The organism is Proteiniborus ethanoligenes (genome assembly GCF_900107485.1).
In the GTDB taxonomy this organism is placed as follows: Bacteria; Bacillota; Clostridia; order Tissierellales; family Proteiniboraceae; genus Proteiniborus; species Proteiniborus ethanoligenes.
In genome coordinates, this window is the sequence record NZ_FNQE01000029.1 from 20,867 (window position 1) to 47,009 (window position 26,143).

The window sequence follows — 26,143 nt, forward strand, 5'->3', positions numbered from 1 at the left end:
ATTTTTCGACACATTGGCCCACTATCGTCCAAGAGGGGTGGTTTTATGAAGGATTTACTAGAGCTTCAAAGAAAAATTGTACCAGAAATAATCGATATTCTAGAAAAACGATACATAATACTTAGAAATATATATTATAATCAACCCATAGGAAGAAGAGCTCTAGCAAACAGCTTAAACGTAGGAGAAAGAGTTATAAGAACGGAAGTAAGTGTTTTAAAAGAGCAAGGACTTCTATGCATTGAAACTAACGGTATGAATGTAACAGAAGAGGGAAGATTAATAATTGAAAGATTAAAAGACTATATTCATGGACTTAAGGGTCTCAATAATCTAGAGAAAAAGATTCAGGATATGCTAAATATAAATAGGGTATATATTGTACCAGGGGATTCAAGTGAAGATATAATAACCTTTAAGGATATGGGTAAAACTGCATCTCTCCTCATAAAGCAATTAATTAAAGATGGCGACATTATAGGAATTACTGGTGGAACAACTATGGCACAGGTAGCAGAAGAAATGACTGCTGACAAAAATAAAAAAGATGTGCTTGTGATACCAGCCAGGGGAGGATTAGGTAAAGATCTTGAAACACAGTCCAATAACATTGCTGCAAGCTTAGCAAAGAAAATAGGTGGCAGCTATAGACTGCTTCAAGTTCCTGATAATGTAGGAGGAGAAGCCTTAAAGGCCTTAATGACAGTTCATGAAATCAAAGAGGTCTTAGATATGATTAAAAATATGAATGTACTCATATTTGGCATTGGAAGAGCAGATGTAATGGCTCAAAGAAGAGAATTGGAGCCAGACAAGATAGAAAAAATAAAAAAAGAAGGTGCTGTAGCAGAAGCCTTTGGGCATTATTTTAATACAGATGGTAATATTGTATTAGAAACCAGCACAATAGGCTTATCCTTGGACGATTTTAAGGGCATAGATACTGTAATTGGCGTTGCTAGTGGAAAAGAAAAAGCAGAAGCTATTATTGCTATAAGTAAATTGCATAGTAATATGACCCTTGTAATTGATGAAGGAGCTGCAAGAAAAATATTAACAATGTCTAAAAATGCTACTATAAGCAAGTAGCTAATAATATAAAAGGAGGAATTTTAATGTCAATTAAAGTTGCTATTAATGGATTTGGTAGAATAGGAAGGAATGTAATGAGAATTGCTTTTGAGGACAATGTAAAAGAGCTAGAAATAGTTGCAGTAAACAGTTCTCAAAAACCAGCTGATTTAGCACATTTATTCAAGTACGATACTTGTTTTGGTAAGTTTGAGGGTACAATTGACTCAACAGAAGATAGCTTAATCGTAAATGGTAAAAGTGTAAAAGTAGTAAACAGTAGAGATCCAGAAGGCTTACCTTGGGCAGAGCTTGGAGTAGACCTAGTTATTGAGTCATCAGGTAAGTTTAGAGATAAGGAAGGAAATATGAAGCATATAAAAGCAGGTGCGAAGAAAGTATTAATTACAGCACCAGCTAAAAATGAAGACGTAACAATAGTTATGGGTGTTAACGAAAAGGATTATGATCATGAGAAACATCAAATAGTTTCAAATGCATCATGTACAACAAACTGTTTAGCACCATTTGCTAAAGTAATAGTAGAAAAGTTTGGAGTTGTAAAAGGATTAATGACAACAGTACATGCCTATACAAATGATCAAAGAATCCTTGATGGTTCCCATAAGGATTTAAGAAGAGCAAGAGCTGCTGCTGAGTCTATAATACCTACAACAACAGGTGCTGCTAAGGCAGTAGCATTAGTTATTCCTGAATTAAAAGGAAAGCTAAATGGTATGGCAATGAGAGTTCCAACACCTACAGTGTCAGTAGTAGACGTAGTATTTGAGGTAGAAAAGTCTACAACTGCTGAAGAGGTAAATAATGTATTAAGAGAAGCTGCAGAAGGTGAATTAAAAGGCATATTAGGCTATTCAGATGAGCCATTAGTTTCAATAGATTATAAGAAAGATTCACGTTCATCAATTATAGATGGATTATCAACAATGGTAATAGACAATATGGTTAAAATAGTATCTTGGTATGACAACGAATGGGGATATTCAGCAAGAGTTGTAGATACTGCAGTTTTAATGGCAAATAAGTGGAAGTAATAAATGGGACCGGTTTAATAGCTTAGCTATTAAACCGGCTTTTAAGCACTTTAGAAGTATAATCCATAACCATACACATGAACAGGGTAAATTCCCTTGATAGAAGTCTATATTATCTTTAGCACCATTAAGGAGGATATATTATGTTAAATAAAAAAAGTATAGAAGATTTAAATGTATCTGGAAAAAGAGTATTGGTAAGATGCGACTTTAATGTTCCCATGAATGACAAGGGTGAAATAACCGATGATAGAAGAATAAGAAGTGCACTTCCAACTATTGAGTACATAATGAAAAATGGTGGAAAGGCTATTGTAATGTCTCATTTCGGAAGACCAAAAGGAGAACCTAATCCTAAATACACATTAGAGCCTATAGCAAAAAGATTAAGCGAACTACTAAATAAAGAAGTTATATTCGCTAAAGATGACGTGGTAGTAAGTGATAAGACTAAAGAAATAGTAGACAACATGAAGGAATCAGATGTTGTATTGTTGGAAAATACAAGATTTAGAAAAGAAGAAGAAAAAAATGGAGAAGAATTTGCTAAGCAATTAGCATCTCTAGGAGAACTATTTGTAAATGATGCCTTTGGCACTGCACATAGAGCTCATGCATCTAATGTAGGACTAAGCAGTCAGCTACCATCAGCATCAGGATATTTGGTTAAAAAGGAAATAGAAGTTATGGGTAAGGCAATGTCCAATCCAGAGAGACCGTTTGTGGCTATTCTTGGTGGAGCAAAGGTATCTGATAAAATTGGTGTAATAGAGAACTTCCTTGATAAAGTAGATAGTTTGCTTATCGGTGGTGGAATGGCTTATACATTCTTAAAAGCTCAAGGCTTAGAAATAGGAAAATCACTAGTTGAAGACGATAAGCTAGATTTAGCTAAAGAGCTAATACAAAAGGCAAAAGAAAAAAATGTAAACCTTATACTACCTGTAGATATAGTAGTAGCTAGTGAATTTAATAATGAAGCCCAGTTTAAAACTGTTAGTATAGATAATATACCTGAAGATATGATGGGACTAGATATTGGTGAAAAGACGATAGAAGGCTTTTCAAAGGTAATAAAAGAAGCTAAGACTATTCTGTGGAATGGACCTATGGGAGTATTTGAAATGCCTAACTTTGCTAAGGGAACTAATGCTATAGCAAAGGCAATGTCAGAGGCTGAAGGAATAACTATTGTCGGTGGAGGAGATAGTGCGGCTGCAGTAGAGCAAACAGGACTAGATAGCAAAATGACACATATATCTACAGGAGGAGGAGCATCCCTAGAGTTTTTTGAGGGAAAAATCCTTCCTGGTATTGCTGCAATAGACAATAAGTAAAAAGGGAGGTAGCATGATGAGAACGCCTATTATAGCTGGTAATTGGAAGATGAACAAGACTATAGAGGAAGCTATAGATTTAGTTAAAGAGATAAAGAGCGGATTAAAAAAAGATGTAGAAACAGTTGTATGTGTTCCATTTACCACATTAAGTCAGGTGAAAAAAGAAATAGAAGGTACAGAGCTAAAAATCGGAGCACAAAATATGCATTGGGAAGAAAGTGGAGCTTTTACAGGAGAAATATCTCCTTTAATGCTTAAAGAAATTGGAGTAGATTATGTGATAATAGGTCACTCTGAAAGAAGACAATATTTTGGAGAAACGGACGAGATAGTAAACAAAAAAACAAAGGCTGCTTTAAAGCATAATATAAATCCTATAGTATGTGTAGGTGAAACCTTAGCACAAAGAGAAAAGAATATTCATAAAGAACTAGTAGAATCTCAAATACTAAAAGCTTTAGACCATATAGATGATGAGGAAGTTATTAAGATAGTTATTGCATATGAGCCAATATGGGCAATAGGCACAGGTAAAACAGCTACAAGTGAAGAAGCTAATGATATGATATCATTCATAAGAAATATACTGCGAGATAAATATAGTCAAGACATATCAGAAAAAGTTAGAATACAGTATGGCGGTAGTGTTAAATCCAGCAATATCGCTGAAATAATGAGTCAATCAGATATTGATGGGGCACTTGTAGGAGGAGCCAGCTTAAAGTCAGACGAATTTATTAAGCTAATTAGGTTCTAGTAAGGAGATGCAAATATGACGAAAAACTTAGTGGCTATTATTATATTAGACGGTTGGGGATTAGGGAAGAAATACGAAGGGAATGCAATATTAAAGGCCTACACTCCTAACTATAGAATGTTAACAGAAAATTATCCAAGTACTACATTAGAAGCTAGTGGATTATCCGTAGGTCTTCCTGCTGGGCAAATGGGTAATTCTGAAGTAGGGCATTTAAATATAGGTGCTGGTAGAATTGTATATCAAGAGTTAACTAGGATAACTAAATCAATAGAAAATGAAGAGTTTTTTAGTAAAGAAGAATTTTTAAAAGCTATAGAAAATTGTAAAGAGAATACTTCAAAACTACACTTGTTTGGACTTTTATCAGATGGAGGAGTTCATAGTCACAACACTCATTTATATGCTCTGCTAGAGCTTGCTAAAAAACATGGCTTAAAAGAAGTATATGTACACTGCTTCTTGGATGGTAGAGATGTGCCACCTCAAAGTGGAAAAAGGTATCTAGAGGAGTTGGAGAGTAAACTAGATGAAATAGGAGTTGGAAGGATTGCTACTGTTTCGGGAAGATATTATGCAATGGATAGAGATAAAAGATGGGATAGAGTTCAGCTTGCTTATGATGCTTTAATACTTGGAAAGGGTATAACAGCAGGCTCAGCATTAGAGATTATTAATAAATCCTATGCAGATAATATAACAGATGAATTCGTAGTACCATCTGTTATATTCAACAATAATAAGCCTATAGCAACAGTAGAGGATAAGGACTCTGTAATATTCTTTAATTTCAGACCAGATAGAGCAAGAGAGCTTACTAGAGCTTTTGTAGACACAGAATTTGAAGGTTTTGAGCGTAGCAAGAAAGTCAATACTTACTATGTATGTATGACGCAATACGACAAAACCATAGAAAATGTCCAAGTAGCTTATAAACCCCAATCCCATACAAACACATTAGGAGAGTATATAAGCTCATTAGGCATGAAGCAGCTTAGAATTGCAGAAACAGAAAAATATGCCCACGTTACATTCTTTTTTAATGGTGGGGTCGAAAAACCTAACGAAGGAGAGGAAAGAGTGCTTATACCTTCTCCTAAAGTAGCTACATATGATTTAAAACCAGAAATGAGTGCAATAGAAGTAAAAGAGGAAGTAATAAGAAGAATTAAGAGTAAGGAATATAATTTTATTGTGCTGAACTTTGCTAATCCAGATATGGTAGGCCATACTGGAGATGTTAGTGCAGCAATAAAGGCTGTAGAAACTGTTGATTCATGTCTAGGTGAGATAGTGAAAGAAATACAGAATCATAATGGAAAGGTACTTATTACAGCGGACCATGGGAATGCTGAAGAAATGATAGAGGAAGAAACAGGCGGCACACTTACTGCACATACAGTAAACAGAGTTCCATGTATCATTGTAGGAGAAGGAAATGTAAAGCTTAGAGAGGGTATTTTAGCAGATATAGCACCTACTCTTTTAGATATGATGGAGGTAAACATTCCCCGGGAAATGACTGGGAAATCATTAATTATTAAGTAAGGGAGCTGAACAATAGTGTAACGATAGTTTAACTACTGCTCCACTTAGTTATATTAGTGTCATTCTGAGCATTTGGGAAGAATCTAAATTTTAAAAGAAAAATAAGGAGGATAACAAACATGACAATGATAACTGATATTTATGCAAGAGAAATACTTGATTCAAGAGGGAATCCAACAGTTGAAGTTGAAGTTTGGACAGAAAGTGACTCATTTGGAAGAGCAGCAGTACCATCAGGTGCATCAACGGGAGCCTTTGAGGCAGTAGAATTAAGAGATAACGATAAAGAAAGATATCTAGGCAAAGGTGTAATGGAAGCAGTAAACAATGTTAATAATATAATAGCACCAGAAATCATAGGAATGGATGCAATTGATCAAGTCGCTATAGATATGAAGCTTATAGAGCTAGACGGGACGCATAATAAAGGGAAACTAGGGGCAAATGCTATACTAGGAGTTTCTATGGCAGTAGCAAAAGCAGCAGCAAATGCTTTAGGTCTTCCACTTTATCAGTACTTAGGCGGAGTAAATGCTAAGGCTCTACCAGTTCCAATGATGAATATATTAAATGGTGGCGAACATGCTGATAACAACGTAGATATACAGGAATTTATGGTTATGCCTGTTGGGGCTTTAAACTTTAGAGAAGCTTTAAGAATGGGAGCAGAAATATTCCATAATCTTAAAAAAGTATTAAAGGATAAGGGATTAAATACTGCCGTAGGTGACGAAGGTGGATTTGCACCAAATCTTAGTTCAAACGAAGAAGCCTTGGCTACTATTGTAGAAGCAATTAAGAAAGCTGGATATAAGCCTGGAGAAGATGTGTTATTAGCATTAGACGTTGCAGCCACAGAAATGTATAATAAGGAAACAAAAATCTACACATTAGCAGGAGAAGGAAAGGAGTTTACTTCTGCAGAAATGATAGAATTCTATGCAAGCTTAGTAGAAAAATATCCAATAGTGTCCATAGAAGATGGTTTAGATGAAGATGATTGGGAAGGCTGGAAAGCATTAACTGAAAGACTTGGAGAAAAAATACAGCTTGTAGGAGACGACCTATTTGTAACTAATACAGAAAGGTTAGAAAGAGGAATCAAGACAGGGGTAGCTAACTCAATACTAATTAAGCTTAATCAAATAGGAACTATTACAGAAACACTAGATGCTATAGAAATGGCTAAAAGAGCAGGCTATACATCAGTAATTTCACATAGATCAGGTGAAACTGAAGATTCAACAATAGCAGATTTAGTGGTGGCCGTAAATGCAGGTCAAATAAAAACTGGTGCACCTTCAAGAACAGATAGAGTTGCTAAGTATAATCAGTTGTTAAGAATAGAAGATATGCTTGGAGAAACTAGCCAATACAAAGGCAAGGAAGTATTCTATAATATAAAAAATAGATAGTATTATTAAATGTGAATTATTAACTTAAAAAAGCCGAATAATATTAATGAAATTTTGTTAATATTATTCGGCTAATTGGCTTAAAAAAACAAATACATGTTGATTTTATAGGCTTACTGTGTTAAAATTATTGTGTTTATGACAGGACAGGAGGTGGGGAGAGATGACTATATTATTTTATATTTTAATAGTGATAGCAAGTTTAGCTCTTATTGCTAGTATATTATTGCAATCAGGAAAAAGCGCAGGACTATCTGGAAGTATAGGTGGTGGTGCAGAGAGTATTTGGGGTAAAAGCAAAGGAAGAAGTTATGAAGGGATACTTAGCAAAGTAACTACTGTTTCTGCAATAGTATTCGTGATATCAGCTTTAGTTTTAACTGCGTTGCAGTAATTATATAATCAGCAAGGAGGAAAAATACAAATGGATAGTATGTTATATGTAGTGCCAGTCGTTGGAGTAATTGCTTTATTATTTGCTTTTTATAAGGCTACTACAATTAATAAAGTTGACGCTGGTACTGATAGAATGAAAGAAATAGCATCCTATATAGAAGAAGGAGCAATGGCTTTTCTTTCAAGAGAGTACAAGACATTAGCAATATTTGTTGTAGTGTTGTTTATTATTTTAGCAATAGGAATAGACCCATTAACTGCTGTAAGCTTTTTAATAGGAGCAGTTTTTTCAGCTTTAGCAGGATTTTTTGGTATGAAGGTGGCTACAAAAGCCAATGTTAGAACTGCTAATGCAGCTAAAGAAGGTGGAATGAACAAAGCTTTAAACGTAGCATTTTCTGGTGGAACAGTTATGGGAATGTCAGTTGTAGGCTTAGGACTTTTAGGTATAGGAATTCTTTATATTACAATAGGTAACCCTGCAATTATTACCGGTTTTGGATTAGGATCTTCATCAATAGCACTTTTTGGACGTGTTGGCGGTGGTATATACACAAAAGCCGCTGACGTAGGAGCAGACCTTGTAGGTAAAGTTGAAGCTGGGATACCAGAAGATGATCCAAGAAATCCAGCAGTTATAGCAGACAACGTAGGAGACAATGTTGGTGACGTTGCAGGTATGGGAGCAGACTTATTTGAATCATATGTAGGCTCAATAATATCAGCTATTACTTTAGGAATAGTTGTATTTGAGACTAAGGGAGCACTATACCCATTGTTATTATCAGCAGTTGGAGTTATAGCTTCTATAATAGGAACATTTTTTGTTAGAGCAAAAGAAGGCTCAGATCCTCAAAAATCACTTAATATGGGAACACTTGCAAGTGCGGTGTTAACAGTTATGGTTGCGTTTTTCTTAAGCAAGTCATTATTTAATTCATATCAACCTTTTATTGCAATAGTGTCAGGACTTGTAGTAGGTTTAGTTGTAGCTAAAATTACAGAATACTACACTTCTGGAGATTATAAACCTGTTCAAAGTATAGCAGATGAATCTGAGACAGGACCTTCAACTAATATTATTGGTGGATTGTCTGTAGGTATGATGTCAACAGCTTGGCCTATTATCGTTATTGCAGTAGGCATACTAGTTGCATTCTACGCTTCAGGTGGAACAACAAACGCTGCTCAAGGACTTTATGGTATAGCACTTGCAGCAGTAGGTATGTTATCAACAGCAGGTATGACAATAGCTGTAGACGCATATGGTCCAATAGCAGATAATGCTGGTGGTATTGCAGAAATGAGTGAGCTACCAAAAGAAGTACGTATTGTAACAGACAAGCTAGATGCTGTTGGAAATACAACAGCAGCGGTTGGAAAAGGATTTGCTATAGGCTCAGCTGCGCTTACAGCATTAGCATTATTTGCTTCATATACACAGGCAGTAGGACTTGAAAGCATAGATTTAACTAAACCAACAGTAATCGCTGGATTGCTAATTGGTGGTATGCTACCATTCCTATTCTCAGCTATTACTATGAAGGCTGTTGGTAAAGCAGCATTTAGTATGATTGAGGAAGTTAGAAGACAATTTAGAGAAATTCCTGGTTTAATGGAAGGGAAAGCTAAACCAGAATATAAAAAATGTGTTGATATAAGTACAACAGCTGCTCTAAGAGAAATGATAATTCCAGGTATATTAGCAGTTATTGCTCCAATAGCTACAGGAGTAATACTAGGAACAGAAGCTCTTGGTGGTTTATTAGCTGGTTCATTAGTAACAGGTGTTCTAATGGCAATATTTATGGCTAATGCAGGCGGAGCATGGGATAATGCTAAGAAATATATTGAAGAAGGTAACCATGGTGGAAAAGGTAGTGAGGCCCATAAAGCAGCAGTTGTTGGTGATACTGTTGGGGACCCATTTAAGGATACATCAGGACCTTCAATTAACATATTAATTAAGCTTATGACAATAGTAGCATTAGTATTTGCACCACTTTTCTTAAAATTTACTGGATTATTCTAATTAAATAGTAACTTAGAAGAAGGTAGTCTAAAGATTACCTTCTTTTTGATGTGCAAAATTGAATAAAACTATAATTATATTAATTATTTTTTTAAAATATCCATCCCATCCCTATCAAAAGCTGTCATAATCCTAAATAATACGACAATATATTTAAGAAAAAAGACTAAATTGGCAAAAAAAGCTAAAAGCCACGAGAATATAGGCTATGGAATATTCTTTGAAGTTTTGATATAATCATATAGTACTTCAACATAAAAATTATAAAAGCTAGAGGTATATATTATGAAAATAAATATTGAAAACATGGAGATAAACTATATAAGCGAAGGACAAGGTAAAAATATCTTAATACTTCATGGATGGGGAGCCAGCATTGAGACTATAATGCCTATATTTAATCATCTTAAAAACCACTTTAAGGTTTATGCTATAGATTTTCCAGGCTGTGGCATGAGTCAGAAGCCTAATGAAGTTTTAGGTGCTTACGACTATGGAAGAATTACTAAAGCCTTCATTGATGCTATGAAAATGGAGGAAGTAATATTAATAGGACATTCACATGGTGGAAGAGTATCTCTAGTATTGGCAAATAAATACCCAGAGCTAGTAAAAAAGATGGTGCTTATAGATAGTGCAGGCTTGATTCCAAAGAGGAAGTTAAATTATTATATAAAGGTTTACACCTTTAAAGCTTTGAAAAAAACATATGGTACAATATTCTTTTGGATGGATAAAGAGAAAAAAATGGAGAAATTTTATAAAAGATTTGGCTCTACTGACTATAAAGATGCTGATGGTATAATGAGAAAAATACTAGTGAGGTTAGTAAATGAAGACTTAAGACCTCTATTAAAGGGAATAAATGCATCAACCCTTTTGATATGGGGAAGAGATGACGATGCTACTCCTGTATACATGGGAGAAATAATGGAAGAGGAAATTAAAGATAGCGGGTTAGTTATTCTTGAAAATGCAGGGCATTATTCATATCTTGACCAATTTAGCAGATTTAAGGCAATAATTGATAGCTTTTTAGAAAAGGATAAAATAAGCTAATATTCAACGATGAAATTTGTATTTTTTTTAGGAGAGTGGATTTGATGTTAGGAAACAATGGGCCTTTGATAGTACTTGGAGTTATAAGCATTATCGTATGGGGTATAGGGTTCTTTTACAGAAGTAGATTTATGTTACATATGATGCAGCTTGAAGGCTATAGTAATGGAAATTACTTAAAATGGATAAAAGACTTTAAGTATAAAGTATTTTCAACTAAAGTTAATATATTTATTATTTTAACTTTGATTTTTGCAGTAGTATTGCTTAATTTAGAACAACAATTATATAATATGATTTATATAGTTTTTTGGTGTGCTTTAATTATTGTATCAACAAACTTTAAAAAAGAAAATGTAAAAAAAGATTTGGTTTATACAAAGCGTACACAAAGACTTTTTGCTGCTATGTATATTGTAAATATTTTTATCTTAGCGGTTCTAACAGTAGTATATGGATTATTTACATCAGATTTTTTCAAATATCTAATAATTCTACATATGGCTGGGGGAATACTATATTACTTAGTCCCATATACTATGTATTTGTCAAATATATTAGTTAACCCTATAGAAAATGCTATAAATAAGTATTATTTTGACATGGCACATGATAAGGTTAGAAGCTTCGAAAATCTTAAAATAGTTGGGATAACAGGAAGCTATGGCAAAACCAGTACAAAGTTTATAACAGCAAAGATATTAGAGGAAAAATATAATGTGTTAAAAACACCAGAAAGCTATAATACTCCAATGGGAGTAAGTAAAGTAATAAATAATACATTGAGCTCTGAATATAACGCCTTTGTAGTTGAAATGGGAGCTAGAAATATAGGTGAAATAAAGGAAATGGCAGAGCTAGCCAATCCTAAAATTGGTGTTATTACATCAATAGGTCCTACACATCTCGAAACATTTATAAATATAGATAATATAATGAAAACAAAGTATGAGCTTATAGAAGCACTACCACCTGAAGGTATTGCCATATTTAATTATGATAATCAGTACGTAAAAAAGCTTGCAGATAAAACTTTTAAAGAGAAAATACTCTATGGTACAGAAAACATAGAATTATTAGATATATATGCTACAAATATTGAGGTTTCAGAAATAGGCTCCACATTTATTTTAAACGACAAAAATGGAAATACAATAAAATGTGAAACAAAGCTATTAGGAGAGCATAATATTGGGAATATCCTTGCAGGTGCTGCTGTAGGAGTAGCCCTTGGATTAACCTTTGAAGAAATAGCTAGAGGAATAAAAGAAGTAGAGCCTGTTCCACATAGATTACAATTAATAAATCCCGGTACAGGAGTAATAATAATAGATGATGCATTTAACTCAAATCCTGTTAGTTCTAAGGCTGCCTTAGATGTTATTAGTCAATTTAAAGAAGGAAGAAAGATTATAGTTACTCCTGGAATGATAGAGCTAGGTCAAGAAGAAGAAGAAGCCAACAGACAATTTGGAAGATATATAGCAGAAGCATGTGACTATGCTATACTTATAGGTAAAAACAGAACTAAACCTATATATGAGGGAATTTGTGAAAAAGGCTTTAAGGAAGAAGATGTATTTGTTGTAAATACCTTAAATGAAGCTACTGCAGTATTGCAGCATCTTGTAAGACCAAAGGATGTAGTGCTATTTGAAAATGATTTGCCAGATAACTATAATGAATAAAATGTACTCGGGTTTAATCAGCACATATAAGAAATGGGGGAATATTCATGAAAAAAAGAGTAGGTGTATTATTTGGAGGAAGAAGCGTAGAGCATGAGGTTTCTGTAATTACAGGAATGCAAGTGATAGAGAATATTGACAAAACAAAATATGATGTAGTGCCAATATATATAAGTAAAGAAGGCAAGTGGCTTACTGGTAGTAGTTTAATGAATTTTAAAAATTTTAAAGAGGATAATTTAAAGGATGCAAAAGAAATAATAATGACACCTGTATTTAGGGATAATAAATACTATACTCATCCAGAGGCAATAGGCTTTTTAGGTAAAAAACTAATGGAAACTGTAGATGTTATATTTATTGCTTTACATGGTACTAACGGTGAGGATGGAACCATTCAAGGCTTATTTGAGCTTATAGATATTCCATACACTGGCGGCGGAGTATTAGCTTCATCAGTTGGTATGGATAAGGTTACCATGAAGGATGTATTTAAAGCGCACGGATTACCTATAGTTGACCATATTTGGTTCTTTAGAAAAAAATGGTTCGAAAATAAGGAAGAAATAATTAAAGAAGTAGAGGAAAAGCTTGGTTATCCTGTTTTTGTAAAACCTGCAAATCTTGGTTCAAGTGTAGGTATTACAAAGGCAAAGAATAGAGAAACCCTTATGGATTCTATAGAAATAGCCATAAGATATGATAGAAAGATTATAATTGAAAAAAGCGTAGAAAATCCAAGAGAAGTTAATTGTGCTGTTATGGGCTATGATGACAACATAAGAGCATCATTATGTGAAGAGCCTGTAGGCTGGAAGGAACTCCTTACTTACGAGGATAAGTATATAAATAGCAACACTAAAGGCTCTAAGGGAAGCAGCAGAAATATACCTGCAGATATTCCAGAAGAAACAACAAAGCTAATACAGGATACAGCTCAAAAAGCTTTTATGGCTATCGACTGTAGAGGAAATGCAAGGATAGATTTTCTTCTAGATAAAGAAGGAAAGGTTTTCGTAAATGAAATAAACACTCTTCCAGGCTCCGTAGCCTACTATCTATGGGAGCCAATGGGAATAAGCTTCAAGGATTTAATAAGTGAGCTTATAGACATTTCATTAGCTGCACATAAGGAAAAAAATGAAAATATGTATTCATATGATGTGGATTTATTTAAGAGAATAGAGTTTGGCGGTAGCAAGGCAAAGAAAATATAGATATATAAAAAATATGAATATAAGCTTGTATTTTTGTAAAGAGACCCTTCACCTATGCTCAGAAAGATATTTTTTCTCTGAGAAGAATGAAGGGTATTTTTGTTTTTTTGAAAAATATTTTCAACTATAATTCTTAAACTATGCTATAATATGGAATAAGAAACTTTGACAAAAATATACAAAGTCGTTTTTGAAAAGCAATTAACATACAAAGGAGAGAACTAAAATGAATAGAGAAGAAGCACTAAAGCATGTAAAGGAAAATATAAAAAATAAAAACCTATTAAAGCATATGTATGCAACGGAAGCAGTAATGATGGGACTAGCGAAGAGATTTGGAGAGGATATAAATCAATGGGGGATTGCAGGATTAGTTCATGATATTGATTATGATACAACTGCAGATGATCCAGAAAGACATAGTCTAGTTGGCGGGGATATGCTTAAGAATCTAGGCTATGATGAAGAAATTGTTCATGCAGTGAAGGCACATAATGAAGTTCATGGGCTAGAAAGAAAATCCCTAATGGATAAGGCACTATTTTGTACAGACCCACTAACAGGACTTATTGTAGCTTCTGCCCTGATATCACCAGAGAAGAAGCTATATGCCATAGACACACAGTTCATAATAAATAGATTCCATGAAAAAACTTTTGCAAAAGGAGCAAATAGGGAACAAATTAAAGCTTGCAGTCATATAGGCTTAACTTTAGAAGAATTTATTGGTATAGGACTTGAAGCAATGAGGCAAATTAATGTTGTATTGGGACTTTAATAAAATGGAGGAATCTTATGAATACAAAGAGTAAGGTAGTAGAATTCATGGAAAAGCAAGCATATAAGCCTATGCTTAGAGAAGAGCTTGCAAGAGCCTTTGAAATTGATTCTGTAGATTATAGAGATTTTTATAAACTATTAGATGAAATGGAAAAGGAAGGGTTAATTATAAAGACTCATAAAGATAGATATGGTATTCCAGAAAAAATGAATCTAGTAGTAGGAAAACTCCAGTGTAATCAGAGGGGATTTGGTTTTGTAATACCGGATAATAAAGAGCTTAAGGATGTATTTATTTCATCGGATGATATGAATGGAGCACTACATGGAGACAAGGTAGTAGCAAGACTTATAAGCAAAAACGGAGAAGGTAGAAGCCAAGAGGGAGAAATAATAAGAATTTTAGAAAGAGTTAATAAAACTGTTGTAGGAACATTTGAAAATAGTAAAAATTTTGGCTTTGTAATACCTAGTGATACAAGAATAAACATGGATATATTCATTCCAAAGTCAGATATAAACAATGCCAAAACTAATCAAATAGTAATAGTCGAAATTACAAAATGGCCTGAGAAAAGGAGAAATCCTGAAGGAAGGATAGTTGAGATACTAGGGCATAAAAATGATACAGGTACTGATATACTAGCCATAATAAAAAAATATGGTTTACCAGAAAATTTCCCGGAGGAAGTCATTGCAGAAGCAGAAAGGATACCAGAGGAAATACATGAGGCTGAAATAAAGAGAAGATTAGATTTAAGAGATAAGACTATAATTACAATAGACGGGGCAGATGCAAAGGATTTAGACGATGCCATTTCTATAGAAAAGCTTAATAATGGTAACTACAAACTGGGAGTACATATAGCAGACGTAACATATTATGTAAGAGAAAATTCGCCCTTGGATAAGGAAGCTCTTAAAAGAGGAACTAGCGTATATCTTGTAGATAGAGTAATACCAATGCTACCAAAGAAGCTTTCAAATGGAGTATGTAGCTTACATCCAGGAGAACCAAGGCTTACATTAAGTGTTTTTATGGAAATAAACAAAAGTGGAAAAGTTGTAGATCATCAAATAGTTGAGACGGTTATAGAAAGTAAAGAAAGACTAGTATATGATAACATATCTGACTTGTTGGAACATAATGATCAAGAGCAATTGGGAAGATATGCCCATATTTTAGATGATTTAAAATTAATGGAAGAGCTATGTCATATATTAACTAAGAAAAGAGAAGAAAGAGGAAGCATAGATTTTGATTTTCCAGAGGCTAAAATAATATTAGATAAAAAAGGTCATCCTATAGAGGTTAAAAAGTTTGATAGAAGAATAGCTAACCGAATGATAGAAGAATTTATGCTCATAAGCAATGAGACAGTGGCCGAATACATGTATTGGGCAGATATTCCATTTTTATACAGAATACACGAAGACCCAGACATGGAAAAAATAAATGAATTTAATAAATTTATCCACAATTTTGGCTACCATCTAAAGGGAACTCAAGAAATACATCCAAAGGAGCTACAAGAATTAATTAAGAAAATAGAGAATACGAGAGAAGAAAATATTATAAATACTCTTATGCTAAGATCCTTAAGAAAAGCAAAATATAGCTCAGAGCCAGAAGGTCATTTTGGATTAGCGGCAAAATACTATTCCCACTTTACAGCACCTATAAGAAGATATCCAGATCTGCAGATTCACAGAATAATTAAAGAATTTATAAACAACAAGATTAATGAAAAAAGGATAGGTAAATTAAATTCAATACTTCCTAAGGTAGCAGAACAGTCCTCTACTACAGAAAGAATAGCAGATGAAGCCTCTAGAGAAACAGATGATTTGAAGAAGGTAGAGTATATGTCAAGTCGAATTGGAGAAGAATACGAGGGTATTATATCCGGAGTAATGCCTTTTGGCATATTTGTAGAGCTTGACAACACAATAGAGGGGCTAGTGCATATAAGTAGTTTAATAGATGATTACTATGAATACGACCAACCAAACTATAGATTTATTGGAAGAAGAACAAATAAAATATATAGAATCGGTGACAAAGTTAATATTAAAGTAGTAGGAACAAATATTGCTAACAGACAAATTGATTTCAATATAATTCAAGACTAGCTATTTTATTTATATAGCTAGTTTTTTCTATATTGAAATTTTCAAATGGAAAATTATTTCAACAACTATAGTTGACATAATAATATGTTTTTGCTATAATTTAATTTGCACTTAAATTAGGTAATGGTGGGATTTTTATGAGTACAAAAGGACAGAATAGAACATTAGCTACCAATAGGAAAGCTAGGCATGATTACTTCATAGAGGATACTATAGAAGCTGGCATTGCTCTCACTGGCACTGAGGTTAAATCCTTTAGACAAGGTAAGGTCAATTTAAAGGAAAGCTATGCTATAGTTGAAAGCAATGAGGTATTTATTCATGGCATGCATGTAAGCCCCTATGAACAAGGTAATATATACAATGTAGACCCTTTAAGAAAGAGAAAGCTACTTTTACACAAAAGCGAAATAAGAAAGCTAATTGGCTATATTACTCAAAAAGGATATTCCCTAGTACCACTAAGTGCATACCTAAAAAACGGCAAGGTAAAGATAGAATTAGCCATTGCTAAGGGTAAAAAGCTATACGATAAAAGAGAAGACATAGCAAAAAAAGACGCAGAAAGAAGAATTCAAAAACACATGAGTGAAAAATACAGCTAGAAATATAATTGTAATTCTTTATCTTTTATAATTGATTTTCAATTTAGATTTTAATTAAGATGTATGATGAGTATTAAGATTCTTAATTCTTAATTCTTAATTCTTAATTCTTAATTCTTAATTCTTAATTCTTAATTAATATACATCCTGGGGGCGAAAATGGTTTCGACGGGGGTGTGGAGTAAAGAGTAGCGAGTCGTTGTCGCCAAGCAACGTTAAAAGTGGCAAACTTAAATTAAACGCAAACGATAATTACGCACTAGCTGCCTAAGAGCAGCTACGTCTACTCTAACGGTCCTGCCCGTTAGAAGCTAGGCGCCAAGTAAGCAGGGAACTATTATAGGGGTTCTTCGACCTATAGTGGATAAATTGGAGATAGTGTAGTAGGAAGCCTGTTGCTAGGCGGCCTATGAGGCGATAACTTAAACTAGCAACTGCACTCGGAGAAGCTCTTTATAAAGTGCTTTCGGACGTGGGTTCGATTCCCACCGCCTCCACCATAAAAGAACTTAAATATTGATACAATAGATACAATAGAAACTCCTTGATTTCAAGGGGTTTTCGTTGTTTTTGGGGATAAAATTAAGATGAATTTTCTATATTTGCACACAGTAATGCTAAATTATGCACACGGGTGTGCAGTTTTTTTGGGTGGGTGCACTTTTTAACGATAAGGATTGGGGGAGTTAACAATTAAGAAAGGCTTCCTATTTCTATATATTAATATTATTTCTTTATATGGGCTATCAAGGGTATAGAAGCAAAATAGCCCTTTTTTGAGAGCTATTTAATATATCGCTTTAGTTGTTCATAAAAGTTTTCACGAGTTCCAGCAAGAAGTACAATAATTTTTTTACCATCAACCTCACTTATGGTATAGGCAATTTCATAATTGATACCTTTATATTTTACATCGAAACCATAAACACCAGATAAATCACCACGTTTTGGTTGACCGATATAAGGGTTTTCACTTAATTTTAGTAAAGCTGTTTTATATGCATTTTTTAGAGGTTTTTCCTTTAATTTTTTAAAAAAGCGTTCAGCTTGAGGACTGAATAGTATTTCGTACATAATCAGTCCTCTGAACCAAAGATGTCATCAAAGTTTGCTGAGGATTTTTCACCAGCTGCAATGACATCTGCTTCTTCAAGCATATTGGTAACAGCTTTTTTGATATTTTTACTTTGTATTTTAAACTGCTTTACTAGTTCATCACCTGAATATCCTTGAGAAACTAGGTCCTCGAGGATTTCAACGGAAAATTCACTAGGTTCTCTATGAAGAGGCTGAATGACAATTTTACCATCTTCAAGTGAGCATTCAACTTCGCTTCCAAGTTCAAGATGTTTATAGAATTGTAAAGGTATCGTAATTTGACGCTTCTTTGAAACGCTGATTATTTTACGATCCATAATATCACGCTCCATATTAATCGTAGACATATTTATAGCCTCCTTTATAGTATATGCTAAATTCATAAATATAATACCTATATCTTTGTATCCTTATAACCATTATAACAAGGATACAAAGAAAATTCAATAAAAAATAAGGAGGAAGTTGTAGAAAAACTTTGATGAAGTTTTATGGACATCAACCATAGATAAGGTAGTTATTGAAAATGATATTACATTTTACTTCAGGGATGGAACTAAAATTAAACAGGAATTATTATAAAAAGTCAGAACCCGCTGGTTTGGAGGTTACAGAGCCTTAGACTAGTGGGTTGTTTTTTTATTTCAAATATAATCTGGTAGAAATTAGTTAATACATATGATAGAATAAAGACAATTCAGAATATAAAATTAAAATAATTGATGTATATATGTATATTTATACGCAATAGAAAGGAGAAGATTATATGAACGATAAAGAAAAAGAAATAGAAGAATACAACGATAGATTTATGAAGAAGGTACTAAAATCAGCATTATATACTTTTCTTATATTCTTGTTTACAATGTTTGGAGTAGCATTTATTATTGATTTAGTATTTCATGGTGGAGACGCTTCCCTTATAATTAGTTTTTGCATAAGTACCATTTTTACAATATTTTATTGTACAATGACTATTATTGAGGAAATTAAAAAGATTAAGTAAGGACACAATATTTTATGTGTATTATATAGATTTAAGGAGGATAGCATTGAACCTACCAAATAAGATAAAAGAGATAATTGGGGGCATACCTTATTCAATAGATACAATCGGAATGTCAAACGCAAAAGTGATTTGCTTTGAAGATATGGTATTAAAGATTGAAAAGCAACAGGAGGAATCAGATAATGAGCACATAATGATGTTATGGATATCTGATAAACTTCCTGTCCCAAGAGTCTTATGTTTTGAAAAGCATAATGGGATAAACTATCTACTAATGAGCAGAATTAAAGGCAAGATGTCATGTTCATCAGAACTACTTGAAAATCCAATGCATTTAGTAAAATTGTTAGCGGATGGCTTGAAAATGCTATGGAGTGTTGACATATCTAAATGTCCATTTAATAATTCAATTGACAATAAATTAAGACAGGCTGAGTTTCGTGTTCGAAATAACCTTTGTGATATGGAAGATGCAGAGCCCACAACTTATGGGGCTGAAGGGTTTGAAAGTCCAGAAAAATTATTACAATGGTTAAAGGAAAACAAACCAGATGAAGAGCTTGTATTTTCTCATGGAGACTATTGTCTGCCCAATATTATTATTAAAGATGATAAAATTAATGGTTTTATAGATTTAGGGAGAAGCGGTATTGCCGATAAATACCAGGATATTGCTCTTTTTTATAGAAGCTTACAGCATAACTATGATGGAAAGTATGGAGGAAAGGTGTATGAAGGGTTTGATGCCTCAATACTTTTTGAGGAGTTAAATATAGTACCAGATTGGAATAAAATCAAATATTTTATTCTACTGGATGAATTGTTTTAATTATGTGTTATCTATAAACTAGAATATATATTAAAAAGTCTTTATAGGTAGGTGCAAACAATTTAGCGTTAATATACCTTTTAGCGATAATAGAGTATTGCTAAATTGTATTAAGATTGGAGTTATTAGACAAACTCATAAGAATTTTTACGTTTTGAATAAAATGTAGAGAAAAAAATAAATTGCTATACTCGTAGTGGTTACGGGTATAGCAATTTTTCTATGCTTTTTATCTATGTCTATATGATAAGACTAAAATCTCATAACGATGTTGCGGATGGCTCTATTATCTAAGATATTCACCATATAAAACCTTTTCTAATAATATTAATGATTCAGTACTTTTGATACTTGGGCTTAGTATTTTGATATATATCGATATTACGTTATTTATACTATTTACTGTGATTTTATCGATATATTTATGCAAAATGATATTCTGCTCAGTTGGGGGTTTTGAGTTAAATGTTGTTAATATATTTTTCAAGTCTCCAATTATTATTTCAATATCATTATCATAGTTATTAGTAGACTTAAGAGAATTTCCAATACTAGAAAGTTGCTTTTTATTATTTTCAATTTGTACCTTCAAATCATCAATATACCTTTTTAGCGTCTCGTTGTTTGGAGCAAGATTAAGATCTTGTTGTAACATTTTCATTCTATCCTTTGATAGCTGAATATCTCTTTGTAGAGTTTCGCATTGATATCTAAGTTCTCTATTTTTTTCACTATTATATTTTTCTATTTCATTAAGCAAAGAGTTCGGCAGGCACATCATAGTAAACTCTTTTAGAATAACTTCTTTAACACTAGCTTCAATTTTTTCTTTGTTATAGCTAATATAATCACAAGCTTGTTTACCTTTTCTCAGGTATGTACCACAAACATAGTATTTTCTAGAGATTCCAGCTTTAGTTTTACCTCCACTTTGACTACTTACCATATTAGCATTACATTTAGGACATTTTAATAATCCTCTCAAAATAAAAGGCGACCTACCTGGTACAAAAGGTTTTTCGTGCGGGCTTCTCTCTTTGCTTTTTACTTTAACTAGCCTAAATGTTTCTCTACTTATTATTGCCGGATGTGCATCTTTGTGCACTATCCATTCAGACTCAGGTTTCATTTTCTTTCCATTGTTATAGTCAAATTTATTCCATATCATATCACCCATGTAAACTTCATTATGAAGTATTGTGTGAATAGAGGTATATGGCCATTTACCACCTGTAGCAGATGGAATACTTTCTTCATTTAATATACTAGCTATTTTTTTTGCACCATGTCCCTCGTATACATACATATGAAATATTCTTTTAACTATATTAACTTCTTCTTCAGGTCCCAAAACTAATATTGTTTTTACACCTCCATCAGTAGTTGAAACTTTAGAAAGCCTATACCCATAAGGGGCAACTCCACCATTTCGATATCCCATTTTAGTGTTTTCAGTCATACCCTTAAATACTTCTTTTCTGAGGTTAAGATTATAAAATTCAGAAATAACCTCTAATATACCCTCTATTAAAAAACCGTGAGGTGTCTCTGGATCTGTTTGTTCTGTTACTGAATAGACATGAACCCCTATTTTTTTTAGAAGAGACTTGTAAATGACGTGGTCTTCACGATTTCTACTGAATCTGTCGAATTTATGGACTACTATAGCATCAAAACCTCTATTAGATTTTTTGGCTAAGGCTATCATATGTTGGAATTCTGGTCTTTCATCAGTTTTGGCGCTTCTGCCAGCATCAATAAATTCATTTACTAAAATCCAACCCTTTTGTTTACAAAAATTCCTTATAGCTTCAAGTTGAGCTGGGATAGAAGTAGCATTTTCAGCCTGTTCTCTAGTTGATACTCTTGCGTAAGCTACAGCTTTTATTTGATTTGTCATAACAAAAACCTCCTGAAAATTATTAAAAATTTAATGTCATACAAAATAAAATATCATTTATAGAATGATATAATAAAAATGAAAAGGAGTGATTTAGGTGGATAAAGATGAAAGAGTTATTGCAAGAATTTCTAATGAAGATAATAAGAGACTTCTTGAGTTGGTAGATGAATTTGATAGTGATAAAAGTAAAATTATTAGGGCTGCAATAAATATAGCCTATAATAACAAGTCTCTTATTGATATTAAGGCATTAGACATTAATAAACTTGAAGATAATGAATTTAATCCAGATAAAGATTACTTTGCCAGTATGAAATTTATTGATACCATTATTAAAGATAGAATTTTGAAAGTAGACCTGTTAATTTCATGGGATTGGGGATATATATCTTTTAATTCTGGAATAGAGGTAGATATTGAGGATAATATGATTGTGAGATTTCATCCGTCATCGAAAAGCGAGTTTTATCTTGATGTTACAAGAATATGCAATGTACAAATTGTAGATTTAGACAATGACTCAATAGATAATTATTATTATGAAGATTATAGAAGTTATCCTAAAAACAGTTTCCACTTGATTGAAATCATGTGATATAAAATTTCTATATATGGTAACAAATTTAAGAGCGTGAGATCAAGTAAGAAAAACATTTCAATATCTTTCCTAATCGTAAATATGTTGGCACATTAAGTCTTTAGAAGGTTCTTGATGTAGTAGTGTAGAGATATAGTTGAAGTATTTCTAGTTGCTAGTATTATGTTGAGGTTAAAAGAAAAAGTAATAAATTTATTGACTGTAGCTGAAGAAGGAGGGTGTTTAATTTGACAAAACGATACTCTTCAAAATATCATGAAGCCAATAAATGCTATTGGTTTGGTATTTCACCTGGGTCGTTAGAAAATATTAAATCGTCTAAAGATCAATACATAGAATTTGAAATGAAACATGAATGTATAATTGAAGTCCCAGTAGAAATAATTCTTGAGTACACCAAGATTGCTAATACTCGAAAAGACAAGTCAGGAAACATTAAACATTACCAAATATATATAAGAAAAGAGCCAAGGATTCAATTATTTAAGAATGATAAGACTTGGGAATTAGAAAAGTATTTGATCGGTTGAGATTTAAAATAGGGGGTTGTTATTAACACTCCCAAGAATATTAAGTAGCCTTCTTCTGCTGGTATTCTCGTTTGGCTTTACTAAATTCTTCAATCATCTCCGATGCACTTTTCTTGTCTAGTTCATTAAAGTCAATTCTAAGATTAAGCTCTTTTGATAACTTCTTTAATAAATTTAATTGAGGAATAGTAGGTGGTTCTGATACTTCTACGTCATTAGGATTAAGTTCCTCAATAGCTGTCATACCAATATTAGTGAAATCTCTTAATGCTCTTGCTTTAGCTCTAGTACTAGCCATCCTGATAATATGTGGGACTATTTTGGAATTAACTGATTGAGGACTTGCATCTCCATAATCAACGTACACACCGCTAGCATCGTTCTCAACGTTAGCTCTGCATATGGCAGTCATATTATTAGAATCGTTAGGAAGTTGGATTATTTCAACCCTGATAGACTTTAAGCCCATTTCATGCGCTGCATTCAGTAGACCTTCATATTTTACAAACTCTTTACCGTTCAATCTAACAATAAATCTAGTATCAACCATAAAAAACACTCCTTTAATATTCACTCGGTAATAAGAAAGTGACATAAGATCCATCGTCTATTACCCAGAATTTATTATCCTGACACATTGCGACCTGGAGATAATCAGCTTCTTCTTTACTATTTACTCTTTCCTTGATAATTTTTTGCAATGTAGTTAATGCTATCAAAGAAGAAAAGGGTTCAAATAATTCATTGAACCCTTTAGTCATAACAACTTGATTATTAAATCTTGCTCCACATGGTTGTTCTTGTGGCTCTAGCTTTATATTAAACATCAAAATTCATCTCCCAATTTTATATTTTTTTTCAAACCAAAATAAAAAACGAAGTTATATTTATATAACCTCGTTTTTATATCCTTAATTTGAATTTTGTGAAGTAATTGGACGTTTATAAATCAACACTAACCTTTGTGGCCTCACATTTTCTCTAATTCCTGTAACATAATCTTCGTTTCCAAAGTTAGGATAGGCAGTTTCCATTTCAAGATATGAAGTTACTAGCTCCCATCCTTCAGAACCCAATTCATTGAGTTCAAATGGTGATGGAGATATTGAATTATATTCACCAGAGCCTGCACCAGTTCTATTATTTGATTGATTAGGGAAAACATCTATGATTTTGTATTCCCATTGCTGTGGTGCAACTTGCACTTCCTGACCTGTGTAAATTAAGAAAGTCATAAAGAGAATCAATATTAAGCAAGTTGTTATCAGTATTTGTGACCAGTTTTTTGTTTTCTTCTTTTTTGCCTTAATTTCATCTTGAGTAATAGATTCTTGAGTAGTTATTTGTTCTTCTTCTGAAGCTATTGAATTATCAGACATTATTATACATCCTCCCTTATAAAAAAGTATTATTAATACTCAGTTCTACATAAAACTGCATTTTCCTCTAATAATTAACAGGTAATATTGTAAGAAACAAATGAGCCATGTTAATATTGCTTGCATGGTTCCAAAAGAGCTAACTGATTTCCCTTTTATTACTTATACTAGACTTTATATTATGTCATATTCCTTTAAGCTAACATATTTATTATCCCCTACAATAATATGATCAAGGAGCTTAATTCCTAATACGTTACCAGAGTCTTTTAATCGCTTTGTAATCTCAATATCTTCTTTTGAGGGGGTGAGATCTCCACTTGGATGGTTATGTGCAGCGATTATACTATGAGCCCTAAGTCTTACTGCTGGAGCAAAGAACTCTCTAGGATGAATTATTGAAGAATTTAAACTTCCAACAGATATTGTTGTATGACTGATAACCTTGTTTTTAGTATTAAGAAGAATTGCAATTACTCTTTCTTCTTCGAAAAGACTTACTGATTTAACATAATCATAGATATCTTTAGGCGATTTTATATAGCAAGATGAATCTTTAGGCAGTAATAATTGTTTACTTATTTCAAAGATTGCTTTTAGTTGTTTAGCACTTTTTTCACCAACTCCAGGAATTTGTAATAACTCTTTTTTTGTAGAATTGGCTAAGGTTTTGAGATTTGGATAGTTATTTTCTATATATTGAACACTTTCTTCTTTTAAAATACTTCGTAGCAATTCCTTCATTGTAGTCACCTCTTTGTTATATATTCATGTTCTGATAGTCTCGCTTATAACCTTCTTGCATAAGAAAATAGATTCCTGACTTTAATAAGAAAGTTAAAAGCATAAAAATAAACTCGCTTGATTTATCATTATCTTTAATCGTCGACGAGGACTTAGCTTTATTACGAATTTCATCAATTATATCTTTAACTTCATTAATTAAATCTAAAGTAGGATTACTAACGTAAGATTTATTGTGTTTATACGATTTAAAGTTTCCATAACCAAACCTTTCTTCGATAAAATCTTCTAATTCATTCTGATCTGGAAGATATCCAAATTCACTATAAAATAAATCAATAGCTTCTTGTTCCATTTACTATTCCTCCTTTCAATAAGTAAAAAAAGAACTCATATAAAATGAGTTCCTTCACTGTTAATTTGCATTAATAGCTTTTCTGTCTTTTATTTCTGACCTTACTTTTCTAATATCTCTTACTAGTGTTTCGATAGTATTTCTAGATATTTGATTAAGCATATCCCTACTAGTATTGTAAATAACTAGTGTTAAACCAGCCTTTAAAAAGTTTTTACCGTTATTCAAAAGTATATTATTGTTCATAATTATCACCTCCTTATCTTTTATTACTAGCGTTTGTCATAACTTGCAACGCTTGAAATCACTGTGTTCTATACAGTGATTTTTTCTTATCACTCAAAAATATTTCTATTTTCAAAAAGGGTTTTCGCCTCTTTATGTCAAATAATATAAGTACCACCAAATATTATATTAAGGAGGCGAAGCCCTTGTTTGAACGTCAATTAATCTTTAATAACATTGATTTATTTACATCTAATAGCAAAACAAAATTTTATGAAAAAATCTTCGATATCATTGATTTGTCTAGTTTCCCAAAATATCATTCGTCTAAAGTTGGACCTACTGGTTATTGTCTTCATGCTCTTTTAAGATCCTTT

The 26,143-nt window shown here is 32.7% G+C and carries 27 protein-coding genes and 1 other RNA gene; 19 read left to right on the forward strand and 9 right to left on the reverse strand.

Annotation, left to right across the window (positions count from 1 at the left end; all coding sequences use genetic code 11):
- The first annotated feature begins 45 nt into the window (after positions 1-45).
- From BLV37_RS11795 to ssrA, 15 genes are all read left to right on the forward strand, one after another.
- A complete protein-coding gene (locus tag BLV37_RS11795) occupies positions 46-1,089 on the forward strand; it encodes a sugar-binding transcriptional regulator (protein WP_091731731.1) in 1,044 nt (347 codons plus the stop codon).
- A gap of 26 nt (positions 1,090-1,115) precedes the next feature.
- Positions 1,116-2,126: a type I glyceraldehyde-3-phosphate dehydrogenase gene (gene gap / locus BLV37_RS11800; protein WP_091731734.1), complete on the forward strand. Its 1,011-nt coding sequence runs from the start codon at positions 1,116-1,118 to the stop codon at positions 2,124-2,126.
- A gap of 140 nt (positions 2,127-2,266) precedes the next feature.
- The gene (locus BLV37_RS11805) at positions 2,267-3,463 is read left to right on the forward strand and encodes a phosphoglycerate kinase (RefSeq protein ID WP_280140144.1); all 1,197 of its coding nucleotides are present in this window, start codon (positions 2,267-2,269) and stop codon (positions 3,461-3,463) included.
- A gap of 16 nt (positions 3,464-3,479) precedes the next feature.
- Positions 3,480-4,223 carry a triose-phosphate isomerase gene (gene tpiA, locus BLV37_RS11810; RefSeq protein WP_091731741.1) on the forward strand — a complete coding sequence of 248 codons (744 nt, stop codon included), beginning with the start codon at positions 3,480-3,482 and terminating at the stop codon, positions 4,221-4,223.
- Positions 4,224-4,238: 15 nt separating this feature from the next.
- Positions 4,239-5,771: a 2,3-bisphosphoglycerate-independent phosphoglycerate mutase gene (gpmI, locus tag BLV37_RS11815; protein ID WP_091731743.1), complete on the forward strand. Its 1,533-nt coding sequence runs from the start codon at positions 4,239-4,241 to the stop codon at positions 5,769-5,771.
- Between the two features lie 119 nt (positions 5,772-5,890).
- Positions 5,891-7,186 carry a phosphopyruvate hydratase gene (eno, locus tag BLV37_RS11820; protein WP_091731746.1) on the forward strand — a complete coding sequence of 432 codons (1,296 nt, stop codon included), beginning with the start codon at positions 5,891-5,893 and terminating at the stop codon, positions 7,184-7,186.
- Positions 7,187-7,349: 163 nt separating this feature from the next.
- A complete protein-coding gene (gene secG / locus BLV37_RS11825) occupies positions 7,350-7,580 on the forward strand; it encodes a preprotein translocase subunit SecG (RefSeq protein WP_091731749.1) in 231 nt (76 codons plus the stop codon).
- 30 nt (positions 7,581-7,610) lie between these two features.
- A complete protein-coding gene (locus BLV37_RS11830) occupies positions 7,611-9,614 on the forward strand; it encodes a sodium-translocating pyrophosphatase (RefSeq protein WP_091731752.1) in 2,004 nt (667 codons plus the stop codon).
- Positions 9,615-9,899: 285 nt separating this feature from the next.
- Positions 9,900-10,673, forward strand: coding sequence for an alpha/beta fold hydrolase (locus BLV37_RS11835; protein WP_091731755.1), 774 nt, complete (start codon positions 9,900-9,902; stop codon positions 10,671-10,673).
- A gap of 44 nt (positions 10,674-10,717) precedes the next feature.
- The gene (locus tag BLV37_RS11840) at positions 10,718-12,361 is read left to right on the forward strand and encodes a UDP-N-acetylmuramoyl-tripeptide--D-alanyl-D-alanine ligase (protein ID WP_091731759.1); all 1,644 of its coding nucleotides are present in this window, start codon (positions 10,718-10,720) and stop codon (positions 12,359-12,361) included.
- Between the two features lie 47 nt (positions 12,362-12,408).
- Entirely contained in the window at positions 12,409-13,578 is a 1,170-nt protein-coding gene (locus BLV37_RS11845; protein ID WP_091731762.1) for a D-alanine--D-alanine ligase family protein, read from the forward strand.
- A gap of 226 nt (positions 13,579-13,804) precedes the next feature.
- Entirely contained in the window at positions 13,805-14,356 is a 552-nt protein-coding gene (locus BLV37_RS11850; RefSeq protein ID WP_091731764.1) for an HD domain-containing protein, read from the forward strand.
- Positions 14,357-14,373: 17 nt separating this feature from the next.
- The gene (gene rnr / locus BLV37_RS11855; RefSeq protein ID WP_091731767.1) at positions 14,374-16,491 is read left to right on the forward strand and encodes a ribonuclease R; all 2,118 of its coding nucleotides are present in this window, start codon (positions 14,374-14,376) and stop codon (positions 16,489-16,491) included.
- Positions 16,492-16,628: 137 nt separating this feature from the next.
- Positions 16,629-17,096 carry an SsrA-binding protein SmpB gene (gene smpB, locus BLV37_RS11860; RefSeq protein WP_091731768.1) on the forward strand — a complete coding sequence of 156 codons (468 nt, stop codon included), beginning with the start codon at positions 16,629-16,631 and terminating at the stop codon, positions 17,094-17,096.
- Positions 17,097-17,245: 149 nt separating this feature from the next.
- Positions 17,246-17,596, forward strand: a transfer-messenger RNA (tmRNA) gene (ssrA, locus tag BLV37_RS11865).
- A 283-nt stretch (positions 17,597-17,879) separates the two neighbouring features.
- Here the strand turns inward: ssrA and BLV37_RS11870 are convergent.
- Positions 17,880-18,170, reverse strand: a complete 291-nt coding sequence (locus tag BLV37_RS11870) for a type II toxin-antitoxin system RelE/ParE family toxin (protein ID WP_091731770.1) — start codon at positions 18,168-18,170, stop codon at positions 17,880-17,882.
- Between the two features lie 2 nt (positions 18,171-18,172).
- Positions 18,173-18,541: an AbrB/MazE/SpoVT family DNA-binding domain-containing protein gene (locus BLV37_RS11875; protein WP_091731773.1), complete on the reverse strand. Its 369-nt coding sequence runs from the start codon at positions 18,539-18,541 to the stop codon at positions 18,173-18,175.
- A 419-nt stretch (positions 18,542-18,960) separates the two neighbouring features.
- Between BLV37_RS11875 and BLV37_RS11880 the strand changes: the two genes are divergently transcribed.
- Positions 18,961-19,200, forward strand: coding sequence for a hypothetical protein (locus tag BLV37_RS11880; RefSeq protein WP_091731776.1), 240 nt, complete (start codon positions 18,961-18,963; stop codon positions 19,198-19,200).
- Between the two features lie 46 nt (positions 19,201-19,246).
- Positions 19,247-20,032, forward strand: coding sequence for an APH(3') family aminoglycoside O-phosphotransferase (locus BLV37_RS11885; RefSeq protein ID WP_176967972.1), 786 nt, complete (start codon positions 19,247-19,249; stop codon positions 20,030-20,032).
- A 286-nt stretch (positions 20,033-20,318) separates the two neighbouring features.
- Here BLV37_RS11885 and BLV37_RS11890 read toward each other — a convergent pair whose 3' ends face one another.
- Positions 20,319-21,932 carry a recombinase family protein gene (locus BLV37_RS11890; RefSeq protein ID WP_091731782.1) on the reverse strand — a complete coding sequence of 538 codons (1,614 nt, stop codon included), beginning with the start codon at positions 21,930-21,932 and terminating at the stop codon, positions 20,319-20,321.
- A 97-nt stretch (positions 21,933-22,029) separates the two neighbouring features.
- Between BLV37_RS11890 and BLV37_RS11895 the strand changes: the two genes are divergently transcribed.
- Both BLV37_RS11895 and BLV37_RS11900 read left to right on the forward strand, forming a co-directional pair.
- Positions 22,030-22,530 (forward strand): hypothetical protein, encoded by a 501-nt coding sequence (locus BLV37_RS11895; RefSeq protein WP_091731785.1) that lies wholly within the window; start codon positions 22,030-22,032, stop codon positions 22,528-22,530.
- 230 nt (positions 22,531-22,760) lie between these two features.
- Positions 22,761-23,063: a hypothetical protein gene (locus BLV37_RS11900; protein WP_091731787.1), complete on the forward strand. Its 303-nt coding sequence runs from the start codon at positions 22,761-22,763 to the stop codon at positions 23,061-23,063.
- Positions 23,064-23,103: 40 nt separating this feature from the next.
- Here BLV37_RS11900 and BLV37_RS11905 read toward each other — a convergent pair whose 3' ends face one another.
- The 6 genes from BLV37_RS11905 to BLV37_RS11930 form a co-directional block, all read right to left on the reverse strand.
- A complete protein-coding gene (locus tag BLV37_RS11905; RefSeq protein ID WP_091731790.1) occupies positions 23,104-23,613 on the reverse strand; it encodes a hypothetical protein in 510 nt (169 codons plus the stop codon).
- A gap of 13 nt (positions 23,614-23,626) precedes the next feature.
- Entirely contained in the window at positions 23,627-23,893 is a 267-nt protein-coding gene (locus BLV37_RS11910) for a hypothetical protein (RefSeq protein ID WP_143031516.1), read from the reverse strand.
- Positions 23,894-23,974: 81 nt separating this feature from the next.
- Positions 23,975-24,442 carry a DUF4177 domain-containing protein gene (locus BLV37_RS11915; RefSeq protein ID WP_091731794.1) on the reverse strand — a complete coding sequence of 156 codons (468 nt, stop codon included), beginning with the start codon at positions 24,440-24,442 and terminating at the stop codon, positions 23,975-23,977.
- Positions 24,443-24,616: 174 nt separating this feature from the next.
- Positions 24,617-25,186 carry a JAB domain-containing protein gene (locus BLV37_RS11920; protein ID WP_091731797.1) on the reverse strand — a complete coding sequence of 190 codons (570 nt, stop codon included), beginning with the start codon at positions 25,184-25,186 and terminating at the stop codon, positions 24,617-24,619.
- Positions 25,187-25,202: 16 nt separating this feature from the next.
- Positions 25,203-25,541, reverse strand: a complete 339-nt coding sequence (locus BLV37_RS11925) for a hypothetical protein (RefSeq protein WP_091731799.1) — start codon at positions 25,539-25,541, stop codon at positions 25,203-25,205.
- 60 nt (positions 25,542-25,601) lie between these two features.
- Complete coding sequence (locus BLV37_RS11930) at positions 25,602-25,787, reverse strand: hypothetical protein (RefSeq protein ID WP_091731802.1); 186 nt, start codon at positions 25,785-25,787, stop codon at positions 25,602-25,604.
- Positions 25,788-26,143 lie beyond the last annotated feature (356 nt).